The 13,702-nt window shown below is 68.4% G+C and carries 13 protein-coding genes; 6 read left to right on the top strand and 7 right to left on the bottom strand.

The window, feature by feature from the left end:
* Nucleotides 1-64: 64 nt before the first annotated feature.
* Nucleotides 65-991 (top strand): aldo/keto reductase family oxidoreductase, encoded by a 927-nt coding sequence (locus tag OHA10_RS18335; RefSeq protein WP_371407432.1) that lies wholly within the window; start codon nucleotides 65-67, stop codon nucleotides 989-991.
* Here OHA10_RS18335 and OHA10_RS18330 read toward each other — a convergent pair.
* Nucleotides 988-2,247: a PQQ-binding-like beta-propeller repeat protein gene (locus OHA10_RS18330; protein ID WP_371407959.1), complete on the bottom strand. Its 1,260-nt coding sequence runs from the start codon at nucleotides 2,245-2,247 to the stop codon at nucleotides 988-990. The genes OHA10_RS18335 and OHA10_RS18330 overlap by 4 nt on opposite strands.
* Before the next feature lie 73 nt (nucleotides 2,248-2,320).
* Entirely contained in the window at nucleotides 2,321-3,484 is a 1,164-nt protein-coding gene (locus OHA10_RS18325) for an acyl-CoA dehydrogenase family protein (RefSeq protein ID WP_371407431.1), read from the bottom strand.
* A gap of 135 nt (nucleotides 3,485-3,619) precedes the next feature.
* Here OHA10_RS18325 and OHA10_RS18320 point away from each other — a divergent pair, with 135 nt between their 5' ends.
* Nucleotides 3,620-4,957, top strand: coding sequence for a UDP-glucose/GDP-mannose dehydrogenase family protein (locus OHA10_RS18320; protein ID WP_371407430.1), 1,338 nt, complete (start codon nucleotides 3,620-3,622; stop codon nucleotides 4,955-4,957).
* A gap of 3 nt (nucleotides 4,958-4,960) precedes the next feature.
* Here the strand turns inward: OHA10_RS18320 and OHA10_RS18315 are convergent, their stop codons facing one another.
* From OHA10_RS18315 to OHA10_RS18305, 3 genes are all read right to left on the bottom strand, one after another.
* Nucleotides 4,961-6,181 carry an MFS transporter gene (locus OHA10_RS18315; RefSeq protein WP_371407428.1) on the bottom strand — a complete coding sequence of 407 codons (1,221 nt, stop codon included), beginning with the start codon at nucleotides 6,179-6,181 and terminating at the stop codon, nucleotides 4,961-4,963.
* A gap of 75 nt (nucleotides 6,182-6,256) precedes the next feature.
* Nucleotides 6,257-6,757, bottom strand: a complete 501-nt coding sequence (gene purE / locus OHA10_RS18310) for a 5-(carboxyamino)imidazole ribonucleotide mutase (protein ID WP_371407427.1) — start codon at nucleotides 6,755-6,757, stop codon at nucleotides 6,257-6,259.
* 8 nt (nucleotides 6,758-6,765) lie between these two features.
* The gene (locus OHA10_RS18305) at nucleotides 6,766-7,959 is read right to left on the bottom strand and encodes a 5-(carboxyamino)imidazole ribonucleotide synthase (protein WP_371407426.1); all 1,194 of its coding nucleotides are present in this window, start codon (nucleotides 7,957-7,959) and stop codon (nucleotides 6,766-6,768) included.
* A gap of 123 nt (nucleotides 7,960-8,082) precedes the next feature.
* On the opposite strand from OHA10_RS18305, the gene OHA10_RS18300 reads away from it, so the two are divergent.
* Together OHA10_RS18300 and OHA10_RS18295 are read left to right on the top strand one after the other, a co-directional pair.
* A complete protein-coding gene (locus OHA10_RS18300; protein WP_371407425.1) occupies nucleotides 8,083-8,640 on the top strand; it encodes a GtrA family protein in 558 nt (185 codons plus the stop codon).
* Between the two features lie 78 nt (nucleotides 8,641-8,718).
* A complete protein-coding gene (locus OHA10_RS18295) occupies nucleotides 8,719-9,216 on the top strand; it encodes a hypothetical protein (RefSeq protein ID WP_371407424.1) in 498 nt (165 codons plus the stop codon).
* 6 nt (nucleotides 9,217-9,222) lie between these two features.
* Here the strand turns inward: OHA10_RS18295 and OHA10_RS18290 are convergent, their stop codons facing one another.
* Nucleotides 9,223-10,125 carry a hypothetical protein gene (locus tag OHA10_RS18290; protein ID WP_371407423.1) on the bottom strand — a complete coding sequence of 301 codons (903 nt, stop codon included), beginning with the start codon at nucleotides 10,123-10,125 and terminating at the stop codon, nucleotides 9,223-9,225.
* Between the two features lie 75 nt (nucleotides 10,126-10,200).
* Between OHA10_RS18290 and OHA10_RS18285 the strand changes: the two genes are divergently transcribed.
* Nucleotides 10,201-11,412 (top strand): GNAT family N-acetyltransferase, encoded by a 1,212-nt coding sequence (locus tag OHA10_RS18285; RefSeq protein ID WP_371407422.1) that lies wholly within the window; start codon nucleotides 10,201-10,203, stop codon nucleotides 11,410-11,412.
* Here OHA10_RS18285 and OHA10_RS18280 read toward each other — a convergent pair.
* Nucleotides 11,409-12,032 (bottom strand): PH domain-containing protein, encoded by a 624-nt coding sequence (locus tag OHA10_RS18280; protein ID WP_371407421.1) that lies wholly within the window; start codon nucleotides 12,030-12,032, stop codon nucleotides 11,409-11,411. The genes OHA10_RS18285 and OHA10_RS18280 overlap by 4 nt on opposite strands.
* Nucleotides 12,033-12,197: 165 nt before the next feature.
* On the opposite strand from OHA10_RS18280, the gene OHA10_RS18275 reads away from it, so the two are divergent.
* The gene (locus OHA10_RS18275; RefSeq protein WP_371407420.1) at nucleotides 12,198-13,592 is read left to right on the top strand and encodes an OFA family MFS transporter; all 1,395 of its coding nucleotides are present in this window, start codon (nucleotides 12,198-12,200) and stop codon (nucleotides 13,590-13,592) included.
* Nucleotides 13,593-13,702: the final 110 nt, after the last annotated feature.

Raw genomic sequence — 13,702 nt, 5'->3', positions numbered from 1 at the left:
CAGGTACCCCTCCTGTGCCCCGGAACCGCGTGACTTACTCACCGCGGTGATAGAACCAGCTGTCATGGAGACCGTTGAGTTGACCAAAGCCGGGATGTCCGTGTCGCGGGTCGTGCTGGGGCTGATGCGGATCAAGAACCTCAGCGACGGCGAGATCCGGAAACTGATCGGCACCGCGCGCGACGCCGGCGTGACGATGTTCGACCACGCCGACATCTACGGCGGTTCCCACGGCTGCGAGCAGCGGTACGGCGACGCGCAACCGGTGCCCGCGTCCGAGCGGGGCCAGGTCGTGATCCAGTCGAAGGTCGGCATCCGGTCGGGGTACTTCGACTTCTCCCGTGAGCACATCGTGTCGAGCGTCGAGCAGTCGCTGGCCGCGCTCCGGACCGACCACCTCGACGTACTGCTGCTGCACCGCCCGGACACCCTGATGGAGCCCGACGAGGTCGCCGCGGCCTTCGACGAGCTGCACTCCGCCGGCAAGGTCGCGGCGTTCGGCGTCTCGAACCACACGCCCGGCCAGATCGAGCTCCTCGCCAGGTCCGTCCGTCAGCCGCTGGTCGCCAACCAGCTCCAGTTCAGCCTCGCGAACGCCGCCCTGGTCGCCCAGGGCCTCGCCGCGAACATCATGGGCCTCGACCAGTCCGTCGACCGCGACCTGGGCATCCTCGACTACAGCCGCCTGAACAACATGACGATCCAGACCTGGGGCTCCGTCCAGAAGCCGCCGCCCGGCGGCGTCTTCCTCGGCGACCGCGAGAACTACGGCCCGCTGAACGACGCCTTGGACGAGCTGGCCGCGAAGTACTCCGTGACCCCCGATGCAATCGCCATCGCCTGGATCGCGCGGCACCCCGCCAACATGCAGATCGTCATCGGCACCACCAATCCGGCCCGCGTCACCGAGTCCGCGGCCGGCGCAGCCATCCGCCTCACCCGCGAGGAGTGGTACCACCTCTTCACGGCGGCCGGCCACACGCTCCCTTAGGACGCCTTCGGCGTGATGCGCTGCACCTCGACGTACCCGTTCTTGCCGACGACCAGCCAGCGCTCGGACACGTCGGCAAGAACGGCGCCGGGCTGAGTAGCTGACCGCGGCCGGCCGGTGCGATCCACGGCGATGGTCCCGGCCAGGTCGTCGTGGTCGCCGCTTTCCTGCGTCGTCTTGTACTCGCCCCAGATGTACGGTCCGGCGCCGTAGAGGGCGTGGAACTCGAGGCCCTTCGGCCGCTTCTTTCCCTTTGTCGGCGAGCCCTTCGGAAGCGTCTGGGTGACAAAGCCGTTCGGCCCCTTGGCCCACCAGGCGACACCGCTGTCCCAGACGAGCATCGGCGGATTCGACGCGACCAGGCCGGGCGGGGCGTCGGCTTCGAAGTCGAGCTGGGTCCCTGTCGACAGCCGCACGATGTCGGTGACCCTTCGGTCCTTCGTACTCAGCACGGTGTGATCGGCGACCGTCGAGACGTGCTGGTACGGACCGTCGATCGGATGCTTGCCGGTCCACCGCGGCGTACCGCTCCGCGCGTCCCGCACCTCCGGCCGCCAGCCGCCGTCGGTCACCTTCGCGACCACGACCGACTCCCCGTCCCCGGCCAGGCCGATCACGCCGTCCCCGCGCCACAACTCGCGTCCACTCCCGGCGTCGAGCGCGAGAGTCGTCGGCCGGCGCTCAGGCCAGTCGGGGCCGTACGGCGCGCTGACGGTGGCCAGCACGACGGACCCGGCAACAGCCGTGACCATCGTCCGATCGGTGGAGGCGTCGGATACAGCCCGGAATCCCCAGACGGGACGACCGTCGTGTACGTCGACTCCGACGATGCCGCTGCTCGTCTTGGCGTTGCGGTCGGCAACGAAACTGATCGGGAGAATGTCCCCGGCACATCCGACCGTCGGCTCCTGGATGACGTCAGGCGACTCGTAGGCACCGCGCCCGACAACACAAAGCCGAACCTCTCCGACTCCCGGCACCGACAACTGCCTTTCGTCGTCGATCTGCCAGACCTGCTTCCCGTCGGCAGCGTTGAAGCAGGCAACCCGAACCTTCTCCGCCCCGGTCCCGTCAACCAGAATCACCGAGTCACCCACCACCCGCACCCGCCCCGGCAACCCCTCAATCCGAGTCCGAACCGGCACCCGCCAGGCGGCCTCCAGCCTCAACTCCGGCGCCCCGTCCCGCGCAACCTCCCCACAAGCCACCAACAAAGGCGCGGTCACAACCGCCCCCAACACAACCCGCCGCCGCATCACCACCCCGCGACGCTAGCAACCCCAAAGTCCACCGCGGTGCGCGCCGGGCAGCACCCGCGATGGGCTGCTTCTAGCCCAGGCCCTTCAGGAGTTGGCGGGCCATGACGATGCGTTGGACCTGGTTGGTGCCTTCGTAGATCTGGGTGATTTTGGCGTCGCGCATCATGCGTTCTACCGGGTAGTCGTGGGTGTAGCCGTAGCCGCCGAGGAGTTGTACGGCGTCGGTGGTGACGGCCATGGCGACATCCGACGCGAAGCACTTGGCGGCGGCCCCGAAGTACGTGAGGTCAGCATCGCCGCGCTCCGAGCGAGCGGCCGCGGCGTACGTGAGCTGCCGGGCGGCCTCGATCTTCATCCCCATGTCGGCGAGCATGAACTGCAGGCCCTGGAACTCCGCGATCGCCTTCCCGAACTGCTTGCGCTCCTTCACATACCCGAGCGCGTAGTCGAGCGCTCCCTGCGCGATGCCGAGGGCTTGGGCGGCGATCGTCACCCGGGTGTGGTCGAGCGTCGCCATCGCGGTGGAGAAGCCCGTCCCCAGGTCTCCGATCAGCCGCGACGCCGGGATCCGCACGTTGTCGAAGTACACCTCGCGCGTCGGCGACCCCTTGATCCCGAGCTTCTTCTCCGGCGCCCCGAAGGACACCCCCTCGTCGGACTTCTCGACCACGAACGCAGAGATCCCCCGTGAGCGAGCGGAAGGATCGGTCACCGCGAAGACCGTGTAGAAGTCCGACACCCCGGCGTTCGTGATCCACCGCTTCACGCCGTTCAGCACATACCCGTCGCCATCGGCAACGGCACGAGTCTTCATCGACGCCGCATCCGAGCCGGCCTCCGGCTCCGACAGGCAGTACGAGAACATCGCGTCACCGGCCGCGACCGGCGGCAGGTACCGCTCCTTGACCTCGGAGGACGCCGACAGCAGCAACGGCAGCGAGCCGAGCTTGTTCACGGCCGGGATCAGCGAGGTCGAGGCGCAGGCCCGGGCGACCTCCTCGATCACGATCACCGTCGCGAGCGCGTCCGCGCCGGCGCCGCCGTACTGCTCCGGGATGTGCGGCGCGTGGAAGTCCGAGGCCTTGAGCGCGTCGTACGACGCCTTCGGGAACTCGGCCAGCTCGTCCACGTCCCCGGCGTGCGGGGCGACCTTGGCGTCGCAGACGTCCCGGACGGCCTCCCGGATCGCCTGGTGCTCCTCGGACAGCGCGTACAGCTCGAATGAGTTACTCACGAGTCACACAGTACGACGAACAATCCGCGAACGGAGGGCGTCGTACGCCGAAAGTGACCAAGTCCGCACGCCGTGGAAGACCGGCAGACATGAGCCGGTCACCCGCTGATAACCACGATGGGTAGAGTCCCCGACATGAGTGAAGCGACCTCCCGCCCCCTGCGGATCGCCGTGATCGGCACCAATTACCTCGGCGCGAACACCGCCGCCGGGATGGCCGAGTTCGGTTTCGACGTCATCGGGGTCGAGATCGACGAGCACCGGCTGAAGCTGCTGAACGACGGCAAGGCGCCGCTGTACGAGCCCGGTCTGGACCCGCTGCTGAAGAAGCACGTGGACTCGGGCCGGCTGCGGTTCACCAAGGACTACCGCGAGATCGCGGACTGGGCCGATGTGCACTTCATCTGCGTCGGCACGCCGCAGCTCGAGGGCAGCGAGGCGGCCGATCTGGCCCAGGTGCACTCGGTCGTCACCATGCTCGCTCCGCTGCTGACCAAGCCGACTCTGGTCGTCGGCCGCTCCACCGTCCCGGTCGGTACGTCGAAGATCGTCGAGGCCCGCTTCCACGCCGAAGCCCCCGCCGGCACCACTGTCGAGATCGCCTGGCAGCCGGAGTTCCTCCGCGAGGCGCACGGCGTCGACGACACGCTGCACCCGGACCGGCTGGTGTTCGGCGTGCAGTCCGAGGCCGCCGAGACCCGCCTGCGCGAGGTGTTCGCGACCCCGATCGGCGAGGGTACGCCGGTGGTCGTGTGCAACCTCCCGACCGCGGAGCTGGTCAAGGGCGGCGCGAACGCCTTCCTGGCCACGAAGATCTCGTTCATCAACGCGCTCGCCGAGATGGCCGATGCGACCGGCGCCGACGTGACGCTGCTCGCGGACGCGCTCGGATACGACAAGCGGATCGGCCGCGGCATGCTGAACGCCGGCCCGGGGTACGGCGGTGGCTGCCTGCCGAAGGACCTGCGCGCGTTCATGCACCGCGCCGGCGAGCTCGGTGTCGAAGAGGTGATCACGTTCCTGCGTGAGGTCGACGACATCAACCAGCACCGCCGCGCCGGGATCGTTGACATCACCCACGAGATGCTCGGCGGCGAGTGGGTCGGCAAGAACGTCACCGTCCTCGGCGCCGCGTTCAAGGCCGGTACGGACGACGTCCGCGACTCGCCCGCGCTCGACGTGGCCGGCCGGATCCAGCTGCACGGCGCGAACGTCACCGTCTTCGACCCGGAGGCGATGGAGAACGCCCGCCGCGTCCGCCCGACGCTGCGCTACGCCCCGACCGCGGTCGAGGCCTGCCGCGACGCCCACGCCGTACTGCACCTCACCGAGTGGCCCGAGTTCCGCGAACTCGACCCGGCCGCGCTGCGCGGCCTCGTCGCCCACCCGGTCGTCATCGACGCCCGCCTCAACCTGAACGCCGACGCGTGGCGCGCCGCCGGCTGGACGTACCGCGCCCCGGGCAAGCCGTAAGAGCTACGCGACCCGTGCGTTGCGGAGGACCGGCCGGCTGAGCGCCACCAGGCCGATGAGCGCGATCGCGACACCGATGCCGAGGCAGACCCCGGTGATCTGGATGCTCTTGACGTCGGCGAGGCTGCCGAGGACCGGGTTCATCACGACCAGCGCCAGGCTCTGGCACAGCACGATGACCGATTGCAGCCGCGACTGGTACTCGCGCTCGACCGAGTTCATCAGCAGCGGCAGCACGTGTCCGGTGAAGGTGCCGACACCGATGCCGCTGAGCACGGCCGACGCGATGGTCAGCGGCAGCGGAGTCACCTGGGACAGGCCGATGAATCCGACCGCGGCGACCAGCAGACCGAGCATTGCCACCATCCCGGGCCGCTGGAACGCGCCACGCATCAGGATCCGGATCGACACGACGCCGACACCGATGCTCCGGGTCGCGATCAGGAGGGCCGCCGTCTTCGCGTCCCAGTGGTGATGGCGGGCCAGCAACGGCAGCAGCAGCGCGTCCATCGGCATCAGCAGGCCGGCAGCGACCGTCATCGTGATCAGCAGCGCCCGGGTGAGCGGCCGGCCGAACGCCGCGCGGACCCCGTCGACGATCGATCGGAACATGGTGGTCGTCCGGGACCCGTGCGGGGCTGTGGTCCCGCGCAGCAGATACAGCACCACGATCATCACGCCGAACGTGATCGCATCGAAGCCGGCCGCCGCGGACAGTCCGGCCCAGTTGACCAGTACGCCGCCGACAGCGGTGCCGGAGACCGCGAAGACGACTCCGGTGACCTGGAAGCTCGCCAACGCCCGCGGCACCTGCTCGGGTGGCACGAGCAGCCGCGGCATCGACCGGGACGAGGGCAGGAAGAACGCGTCGATGATTCCGACCACCAGCGCCAGGATCACCAGCAGCCAAACAGGTTCCCCGACGGCACGGGTCGTGGGAACCAGGGCCGCGGTCACCAGGAACATCGCCACGCAGCTGACCAGCAGCACCCGCGGCGCGCCGTACCGGTCGCCGATGGCGCCGCCGATCAGGAGCAGGACGGCCCGCGGGGCGGCGGCGAGGAGCAGGATCAGCCCCGCGACGCTGCCTCCGTGGCGGGTGGCGGACCAACCGATGGCAAAAGCCATCGTCAGGTCGCCGAGGAGAGATACGGCGGCGCCGAACAACCAGACCCAGAACCGGCCTGGTATGCGCTGCGTATCCGAATCAGTGGGCGGAGTCACGATCGACGACCTTAGACGACAACCAATGGGATCTCACGACTACCCGCCCCCATCCTGTGGAAACCAGCGACGACCTCAGCCTTTACGCAACTCTGCCGCCCCGTCACGCACCGTGCCGCCCTTCCCCCGCGCCACCTCCGCCAGCGATTCCTGGAACGCCAGCATCTTGTCCCGCAGCTTCTCGTCCGCCGCGGCCAGGATCCGTACCGCGAGCAGCCCCGCATTCCGAGCGTTCCCGATTGACACCGTTGCAACCGGGACACCGGCCGGCATCTGCACGATCGACAGTAGCGAGTCCATTCCGTCGAGGTATTTCAGCGGAACCGGTACGCCGATCACCGGCAACGGTGTCACCGACGCCAGCATGCCGGGCAGGTGCGCGGCGCCGCCCGCGCCGGCGATCAGGACCTTGAGCCCGCGCTCGTGGGCTGACCGTCCGTAGTCGATCATCTCGGTCGGCATCCGGTGCGCGGACACGACGTCTGCCTCAAAGGGCACGTCGAACTCCACACACACCTCGGCCGCCGCCTTCATCGTCGGCCAGTCGCTGTCCGACCCCATCACAATGCCGATCATGCGCTTCCCTACTCGTCGATGGTGCCGGTCAGGTACGCCGCCGCGTGGCGCGCACGGGAGCGGGTCTCCTCGAGGTCGTCGCCGTACGCCGTGACGTGGCCGATCTTGCGGCCCGGCTGCACCGACTTCCCGTAGAAGTGGACCTTCAGTCCAGGATCGCGGGCCATGCAGTGCAGCAGACCGCGGTGCATGTCCTCGACGTCCCCGCCGAGCACGTTGACCATCACGGTGTACGGCGCCCGCGCGGCCGGCGAGCCGAGCGGCAGATCGAGTACGGCGCGCAGGTGGTTCTCGAACTGGGACGTGACCGCGCCGTCGATCGACCAATGGCCGGTGTTGTGCGGGCGCATCGCCAGCTCGTTGACCAGCAGCCGTCCGTCGCGTGCCTCGAACATCTCCACCGCGAGTACGCCGACCACGCCGAGCTCACCGGCGATCCGCAGCGCGGTCTGCTGCGCCTGGGCAGCCTTCTCCGGCGCCAGGCCCGGCGCCGGAGCGGTGACCTCGACGCAGATGCCGTCCTTCTGCACCGACTCGACGATCGGATACGCGACCGCCTGCCCGTGCGGCGACCGCGCCACGATCGCGGACAGCTCGCGGACGAAGTCCACCTTCTCCTCGGCCAGGATCGGTACGCCGCTGCCGAACGCCGTCGCGATCTGCGCGTCGTCCGGCCCGTCGACGAACCAGACACCCTTGCCGTCGTACCCGCCGCGGGTGGTCTTGAGGATGATCGGGAAGCCGCCGACCCGCTTGGCGAAGTCCTCGACCTCGGCCGGTGTGGCGACCACCTGGTGCGCCGGCGCCGGGGCGTCGAAGGTGTCGAGCCGGGCCCGCATCACGGCCTTGTCCTGGGCGTGCACGAGCGCGTCCGGGCCGGGGTGGACCTTCAGCCCGTCCGCCTCGAGTGCGTGCAGGATCTCGGTCGGCACATGCTCGTGGTCGAAGGTCACCACGTCGCATTCGGCGGCGAACCGCCGTACCGTCTCGAGGTCCTTGTAGTCGCCGACCGGCGCGTCCGCGACCGCCTGCGCGGCCGAGACCGTGGGGCCTTCGGCGAGCACGCGGAGCTGGATGCCGAGGGCGACGGCGGTTTCCTGCGTCATCCGGGCCAGCTGGCCGCCTCCGACCATGCCGACCACCGGGGTGCCGACGGGGAGGTCTTTGCGATCGAACTTCACAGACCGGAGCCTAATGTCCATACAACATGAGCCGGTCGGCGGCCACCGCGGCACGCTGGCGATTTCGGGCTGGGACCGGTCGCCGGGTACCGTGGGAGGCTGACCCTCCCGTCGCCGTTTGATCACAGAAGGTTCCGAAGACCGTTGAAGCTCGTCACCACGCTGTACGGCCAGTTCCAGCACCTGGTGCACGAAGTGGCCAAGTTCGGTCTGGTCGGTCTGCTCGGTCTGGTCGTCGACCTGCCGATCTACAACTGGCTCGTGTTCAACAACCCGCTGGTGCTCGCCGACTCCGGCGAGGGCATGCTGCACCACAAGCCGCTGACCGCGAAGCTGATCTCGACCACGGTCGCCACCGTCGTGACGTACTTCGGCAACCGCTACTGGACGTGGCGGCACCGCGAGCGCAGCGGCCTGCACCGTGAATACGTGCTGTTCTTCGTGCTGAACGGGATCGGCCTGCTGATCGCCGCCGGCTGCCTGGCCTTCTCGCGGTACGTGCTCGACCTGCACACCTGGCTGTCCGACAACATCGCCGCGAACTTCATCGGCCTCGGACTCGGCACCCTCTTCCGCTTCTGGTCCTACCGGAAGTTCGTCTTCAAGGAAGAGATCGAGCTCGACGAGGCCGAGCACACCCCGGCCCCCGACTCGCCGGCCGCCCTCGACGACTCGACCGGAGATCTCCCGGCTGTCCGCTGACCCGGCATCTCGATGACTTCCCCTTCATCACCGCGGCCGAGGCTCCATCCGGCGGTTGTCGTCAGCATCGTCCTGGCTGTGTTGCTGGTGGGTGCCGCCGTCGCCGGGATCGCGGCCGTCGCGATCGTGCGGTCCGACGCCAACACGCAACTGAAGCGAGCCGACGACCTGCAGCGCAAGCTCGACGCCGCCGCGCCTGACGAACAGGTACGCACGGAGGTCCTGACGGCTGCTCGGGCGAACGTCGGCGTGCTCTTCAGCTACGACTACCGCAAGCTCGACGAGTACGCATCGGCGACCGAGAAGGTCACGACGGAGGAGTTCGGTGCCGAGTTCGCGAAGACCGTGGCCGCGATCCGCCCACAACAGCTGACCCAACAGGCCGTCGCCAAGGCCGCGGTCACCGACGCCGCTGTCAAGGACGCGACCGCCACCACGGCCCACGTCCTCCTCTTCGTCGACACCACGACGACGACCAAGGGTGCGTCGACCCCGAGCGTGCAGCGCACCCGGGTCCAACTCACCCTTCAGTCGGTGGCCGGCCAGTGGCTCGTCGACAACGTCGAAGCAGTCTGAAGCGCGTTACTCGCCGTACGGCGGTTTGAAGGTTGCGTTGCCGTCGGTCCAGTGGAAGTAGACCGGGTCCGTGAAGGTGGCGGGGACCTTGCCGATCGACTGGATGACGGTGGTCGGGCCGGTGGCGTGGCCGACGGCGTACAAGTAGCCGTTGTGGGTGTCGCGGTCGATGCCGAGCAGAAGCGTGCCGTATTGGCCGCACTGCTGCGCGAGCAGCGTCTCGAAGCCCTGCCAGGTCGAAGTGCGGACCTGCTTCACGACCGGCTTCATCGGTGCGGTCGTCGGGATGTGGATCGTGTACAGCGCACCGCCGCGGGTGTTCGCGAGGAACGTGTCGTACGTCTTGGTCGAGCTGATCAGCGCCATCGACTTCACCGAGGCGAACCCGGGTGCAGACGTCTTGTTCCGCCACACGCCGCCCTTGTCGACGCTCCAGCGGAACAGCGTGCCGTCGTTCCGCAGTCCGTACGTGTTGTGCCGGAGCGTCCCGTCGTAGTACGTCGTCTCGTCGAGGGCGAGGAAGGTCCCCCAGCCGCCGCCGACCCGCTTCAGTCCGCCGTCGATGACGCCGTTCTCACCGGTCGAGTACTGCGCGAAGTACAGCGCATCCCCCAGGACGCTGTAACCGGAAACGAACGCGATGCTGATCCCGTCGTCGCCCCGCGACATCGACGAGCTGACTCGAACCGCTCCAGCCGGGTACACCTTGAGCCCGAGGATGCGGCTCGCCGGCGCTGTCGGCGGTGCGCCCGAGAAGACGCCCTGTTCCCGGTGGTCGCCTCCCGCCGTAACCGATCCCACCGCGACGGAACAGCCTCCTACGGCACTGGGCCCGGCGACCGCCGTCCCAGGGATCAGGCTCGTTGCCATCAGCAACGCCGCTGACGTCGCTCCGAGAATCTTGATCATCTGCACCACCCCTTTGCAGGCTCGATGCTCCCGCAGGGGCTGAAGTTGTCGGTAGGGCATGTGAAGATGCGGTACGTGACCGATATCGAGATGCGGGCAGCCCAGGCGAGTGAGTACGACGCGGTCCAGGCCGTGTTCGGCGCGGCGATGATGTTCGAGGTGACGCCCGACGACCTCGGGCGGCAGCTGTTCGAGCCGGAGCGCGCGCTGGTCGCGACCGACGGCGACGAGATCATCGGTACGACGCGTGCACTCACGCGCGACCTGTCGGTGCCGGGTGGAGTCGTGCCCGCGGCGCATGTGACCGGAGTCGGCGTGAAGTCGACGCATCGACGGCGGGGCGTGATGTCCGGGCTGATCGGGCAGCAGTTGCGCGAGGTCCCGGAGGCGATCGCGGTCCTGTGGGCGAGCGAGCCGGCGATCTACGGCCGCTTCGGGTACGCCGCGGCCGCCTGGGGCACGTCGTACGAGGTCGATCTGCACCGCGTCGGGCCGCCGAGCGGACCGATCCGGCCGGGCGAGCTCGGCGAGCTGACCAAGGACGAGGCGCTCAAGGAACTGCCCCGCATCCTCGGCGAGATGCAGCAGCTGCGCGCCGGCGTGTCCGACCGCTCAGAGCTGCGCTGGCAGAAACACCTGGAGGACAAGCCGGACGACCGCGGCGGCCGTACTGCGCTTCGCATCGTGGCCCACCGCGACGAGACCGGCACCGTGGACGGGTACGCGCTGTGGCGCGGCAAGATGGTCTGGAGCGCGACAGGTCCGGCGTACGAGGTGAACGTCGAGGAGCTGGTTGCACCCACGCCGACGGCGTACCGGGTCCTCTGGCAGCACCTGCTCACCATGGACCTCAGCGCCAAGCTGGGCTACGGCTACGGCGCCGTCGACGAGCCGCTGCTCCAACTCGTCAGCACCCCGACAGCCCTCGACCGCCGAGTCAGCGAGTCCCTCTGGCTCCGCATCACCGACGTCCAGCGAGCCTTGCAGGAACGCCAGTACGCCGTCCCCGTCGACGTCGTCCTGGAGGTGACCGACGACCTGATCGAGAAGAATGCCGGCCGCTTCCGCCTGACCGCGTCCGACTCAGCCGTCACCTGCGAGCCCACCGACTCGCCGGCCGACCTGACCCTCTCCACCACGGAGCTGAGCGCCGCCTACCTTGGCGGCCGCCCACTCGCCGAGTTCGCCACCACGGGCCGAGTCGCCGAGCACACCCCCGGCACCCTCAACCAAGCCACAGCAGCCTTCCGCTGGCCACTCGCACCGGTCAGCCTCGAGGTCTTCTAGCGGTCGTCGTCGGAGCTGAAGAGGGTTTCGCCGTCGTCCGTGCGCGGGGACTGCTGCTGTTGCTGCTGCGGACGGCGGCGCATGTGCTCCGGCGGCTCCTCGTCGTCGAGGATGCCGTCGCCGGGTTTGCCGTCGGGGCCGCCGAAGAGCAGATCTGACATCTGCAGGTGGACATGCTCGACATGCGGTACGTCGGGGAGCACCACCTGGCCGCGTTCGCCGGCGGACTCGATGTGGAGCGTGCCGCAGCCGAGGATGCGGTCGATCAGGCCGTGTTCGTAGGACACGTCGTTGACCCGCATCAGCGGAATGTCGCGGCCGGTGCGGGTCAGGATGCCGTGCCGGGTGATCAGCCGCCGGTTCGTGATCGTGTACGTCGAGAAGAACCAGTTCAGGAACGGCTTCAGCGCGAACGCCGCCAGGATCACCACACCGACGGCGAGGATCGCGATCCGGGCCGGGGTCTGCAACGACCCGGTCGGCACGATCGCGGCCAGGAAACCTCCCGCCCCCGCCACCACCAGCAGCAGAAGCACCGGCCCGATCAAGGCCTTCCAGTGCGTCCGGGTGCTGACGACGACGTACTCGTCCTCACCCAACAACTTCGCCGAGATCGCCATACCCCCAGTTTCACAGCTACCAGGTCCGAATGTCCCCTCCCGACACGAACGGGGGGAACGCGCAGGGGACGATCGGGCGGCAAAGTGGTTCAACACTTCACAAAATGCATACAGTGAGCCAGGATGCGCGAGGGGTAATCAACTGGGGGACGAGAAGGAGCCGTGATGGCAGTCTTGTCGATACTCGATCGGGAGCACACGATCGCGCCGCCGGGTTACAGCCGCTGGCTGATCCCACCGGCCGCGCTGGCCGTCCACCTGTGCATCGGGCAGGCGTACGCGACCAGCGTCTACAAGACCTCGATTGTGAAACACTTCGACAGCAGTCAGACCGCGGTCGGTGTGGTGTTCAGCATCGCGATCGTGATGCTCGGCCTGTCCGCCGCCGTCGGCGGCACCTGGGTCGAACGCAACGGCCCGCGGAAAGCCATGTTCGTCGCCGCCTGTTTCTGGACCACCGGCTTCCTCGTCGGCGCCCTCGGCATCGGCACCGGTCAGCTCTGGCTCGTCTACCTCGGGTACGGCGTGATCGGCGGTATCGGTCTCGGGATCGGCTACATCTCCCCCGTGTCCACGCTGATCAAATGGTTCCCGGACCGCCCGGGTCTCGCGACCGGCCTGGCGATCATGGGCTTCGGCGGCGGCGCGCTCGTCGCCAGCCCGCTGTCCCGCCAACTGCTCGGTCTGTACGACTCCAACTACGACCCCAACGTCAGTACGTCGGTGGCCGGCGGCGGCGCCCTGGTCGGGCTGTTCGTCACGCTGGGCATCGGCTACTTCGTCATCATGATGTTCGGCGTCTTCAACATCCGCGTTCCCGCCGAGGGCTGGACGCCGGACGGCTTCGACCCGAAGACCGTGCAGCAGAAGGCGCTCGTCACCACCGCCAACGTGTCGGCCGCGAACGCGATCAAGACGCCGCAGTTCTGGTTCCTCTGGGTCGTGCTGTTCTGCAACGTGACCGCGGGGATCGGCATCCTCGAGCAGGCGAGCCCGATGATCCAGGACTTCTTCCGCGCTGACGGCGGCAAGTCGAGCGTGGCGGTCGCGGCGGCGGCCGGGTTCGTCGGGTTGCTGTCGATCTTCAACATGGCCGGCCGGTTCGGCTGGTCGACGACGTCGGACGTGATCGGCCGCAAGCCGATCTACGCGATCTACCTCGGCGTCGGGATCATCGCGTATGCGCTGCTCGCGACCGTTGGTCACACCAGCACAGTGGTCTTCGTGCTGCTCGCCGCGATCATCATCTCGTTCTACGGCGGCGGTTTCGCGACGGTTCCGGCGTACCTGCGGGATCTGTTCGGCACGTATCAGGTCGGCGCGATCCACGGGCGGCTGCTGACCGCGTGGTCGGCGGCGGGGATCGCCGGGCCGCTCATCGTCAACGGATTCCTCGACCACGAAGGCAAACCGGGCACGCTGACCGCGTCGGCGTACCGGCCGGCGCTGTTCACGATGGTCGGCGTACTGGCGGTCGGCTTCATCGCCAACCTCTTGATCCGATCGGTGTCCGAGCGGTTCCACGAGAAGGCCGAGTCGACGGTGGAGGCATCCCGATGAACCAGACCCCACGCCTGGTGATCTCCTGGCTCCTGGTCGCCGTCCTGCTCGGCTACGGCGTCATCGAGACGCTGATCACCGCGGTCAAGATCTTTACCGGGTAAAAAGCG

Origin of the sequence: Kribbella sp. NBC_00662 (assembly GCF_041430295.1) — a bacterium.
Classification (GTDB): Bacteria; Actinomycetota; Actinomycetes; order Propionibacteriales; family Kribbellaceae; genus Kribbella.
The sequence above is the reverse complement of the archived record's forward strand: the minus strand, read 5'-3'. Positions and strand labels throughout refer to the sequence as shown.